Genomic DNA, 2,810 nt, shown 5'->3' with positions numbered 1-2,810 from the left:
TGATCGCACCGATGTCGCCCGCCGCGGTCGCGATGTCGAACGAGGCGAACACGTCGGCCAGCAAGGGCGGAAAGCCGTGCGCCCTCAATCCTTCGATCAGCTGCGCCGGCGAGACGTCGACCACCGCCAGCGCCTTGCCCGTCAGGGCGGACACGCGACCGGCGACATCGCGTGCGGACCATGCGTCTTCGCCGGTCAGCGTGAGGATCCGGTTCGCGGTGTTGCCCGACGCCAAGGCCACTGCGGCCGCCCGCGCAAGATCATCGCGCGCAATGTAGGCGATGCGACCGTCGCCKGCCGCTGTCGCCCATTCCCCGGCGGCCATTGCGCCGGGCAGCGCATAGGCGAGATTCTCGAAGTACCAGGCATTGCGGAGCACCGTCCAGCTGAGCGGTGACGCGGCCAGCGCCTGCTCGGTGCCCCAGTGGTCCGGTGCGAACGACACGTGCGACCTGTCCGCAGACRGCAGCGAGGTGTAAACGACATGCTGCACGCCGGCCTCCGCCGCCGCCTGCACGGCGGTGCGGTGCTGGGCCAGGCGCTTGCCGGGCTCCATCAGCGCATCGGTACTGACCAGCAGCATGCGATCCGCGCCCGCGAGCGCGCCCGCCAGCGTGGCGGGCTGGTCGAAATCCGCAGCCCGGACGGTGACGCCGCGCGCCGCGAGTTCCTCCAGCGCATCCGGGTTGCGCGAGGTGACGATCAGGCGTTCGGTGGGGAGCCGGAGGGTGTCGAGCAGGTGGCGGACGACTGCGCCCCCGAGGTGTCCGGAAGCGCCGGTGACCAGCAGGGTGGGAGAGGGTGTGCTCACGGAAGCTGCAGGTTTGGTAATGGAAAGGACATTGGTTACGCTATGGTAGTAATGACTTCCGCAGCCGCAAGCAGGGAGCGTGAAGTAACCCCGTTACTGCAAGGTAACCATGCCCCGGAAGCCGACCATGACGCTGCACCGCCAATCCCTGATCCTTACGGAGAACTGCCCCATCCGCGATGTTCTGGACCGGCTGGGCGACCGCTGGACCGTGCTGGTGCTGCACGAGTTGGCGGAGGGCACGTTGCGCTTCACCGAAGTCCGCAAGCGCATCGCGGATATCTCGCCGCGGATGCTGGCGCAGACACTACGCAGGCTCGAGCAGGACGGACTGGTACGGCGCGAGGTCTTCCCGACGGTGCCGCCACGCGTGGACTATGCGCTGACACCGCTCGGAGCGTCGTTTTTCGAGCGCATCGAGATGCTCGCCCAATGGGCATCCGACCACCACGAAGAGGTCCGTGCCGCGCGCCGGGCCTATGTTGCGCCGGTCGCGAACGCGCCACTTTGAAAAAAACCCCGGCTATGCCGGGGTTTCGGATACTGCGAACCTGTCGCCGCCGGTCAGTGTCCGGTCGCGGGTTCCGGCGGCGGCCGTCCGTCGCCATCTTCCTGCAGTGCATGCTCCCGATCGTGCGCATGATCTCGCGCCAGGTACAGATAGAACGCCGGCAGCACGAACAGGGTAAACAGCGTGCCGATCGTCATGCCCGAGGCGATCACCACGCCCATCGAGAAGCGCGAGGCGGCACCCGGGCCACTGGCGATCAGCAGCGGGATCATCGCGAACACCAGCGCTGCGGTGGTCATCAGCACCGGACGCAGGCGGATGGCTGCGGCTTCCTCGATCGCTTCACGCTTGGACAGGCCGCGTTCCATCTGCAGCTTGTTGGCGAACTCCACGATCAGGATGCCGTGCTTGGAGATCACGCCGACCAGTGTCACGAGGCCCACCTGGGTATAGATGTTGATGCTCATGCCGGGGAAGGCTTCGATCTGCATGAAGCCGAGCACGCCACTCACCAGCGCCAGCACGTTGACGGTCAGCAACGCGCCGCTAATGGCCATCGGTACGGTCAGCAGCATGATCGTCGCATCGCGGAAGCTCTCGAACTGGGCCGCCAGCACCAGGAAGATCACGATCAACGCCAGCGCCAGCGTCACCAGCATCGCCGCGCCCTCCTGCTTGAACTGGCGCGACTCGCCGGCGTAATCCACCGAATAGCCCTGAGGCAGTACTTCCTTGGCGGCCTGGTCGAGAATCGCCAGCGCTTCGCCCTTGCTGACGCCGGGGCGCGGGGCGAAGGTGATCGATACGGCGTTGAGCTGCTGGAAACGCTTCAGCGACTGCGGCTGCGCGCTCTCCTTCAGCGTCACCAGCGTCGACAGCGGTATCAGTTCGCCGTCGCGGGTGCGCGTGTAGTAGTTCTCCAGGTCGCTGGCGTTGAGGCGGTCGCTCCGCTGCACCTGCGGAATCACCAGGTACGAGCGGTTCTGCATGGCGAAGCGGTTGGTGTAGCCACCGGACAGCATGGCTGCCATGTCGGCTGCCAGCGTGCGCATGTCGATGCCGAGCGTCGCCGCCTTCTCGCGGTCGATGTTGACCTCGATGCGCGGCTTGTCGATCTTCAGGTCCTTGTCCAGGAAGATGAAGCGCTTGCTCTCCATCGCCTTCGCCAGGATCTGGTCGGCCAACTCGGCCAGCTGGCTCAGGTCGCCGACGCCACCGATGATGAACTCGCCGCCGCCGCCGTCGCCGCCCGCGCTGGGCAGCGAAGGTGGGACCAGCGCGAAGATGTTCAGGCCGCTGACCTGGCTCATCTTCGGCTGCAGTTCCTGCTGCAGCACCGCGTTGGTGGAGCGCTCGCGCTCGCTCCACGGCTTCAGCACGAAGCCTGCCATCGCCATCGGGCTGGCACCGCCGCCACTGCCGCCGAACCCGCCGTTGAACAGGAAATAGTCCTGCACTTCCGGCACGCCCTTGGCGATGGAGGTGACT

Annotated in this window: 3 protein-coding genes; 1 reads left to right on the top strand and 2 read right to left on the bottom strand. The window is 66.5% G+C overall.

What is annotated here, in order from left to right; all coding sequences use genetic code 11:
• A partial coding sequence (locus AC04L7_RS15940) for an NmrA family NAD(P)-binding protein (protein ID WP_475513391.1) occupies positions 1-811 on the bottom strand: 811 nt, incomplete at its 3' end.
• A gap of 127 nt (positions 812-938) precedes the next feature.
• On the opposite strand from AC04L7_RS15940, the gene AC04L7_RS15935 reads away from it, so the two are divergent.
• A complete protein-coding gene (locus AC04L7_RS15935) occupies positions 939-1,322 on the top strand; it encodes a winged helix-turn-helix transcriptional regulator (RefSeq protein ID WP_435998254.1) in 384 nt (127 codons plus the stop codon).
• A gap of 53 nt (positions 1,323-1,375) precedes the next feature.
• Here the strand turns inward: AC04L7_RS15935 and AC04L7_RS15930 are convergent.
• Positions 1,376-2,810: efflux RND transporter permease subunit (locus AC04L7_RS15930; protein WP_475513390.1), on the bottom strand; the 1,435-nt coding region annotated here is incomplete at its 5' end.

The sequence above is a fragment of the Pseudoxanthomonas sp. LjRoot204_2 genome (assembly GCF_056175765.1).
Note: the sequence above shows the minus strand (reverse complement) of the source record. Positions and strands in the feature narration are given on the sequence as shown.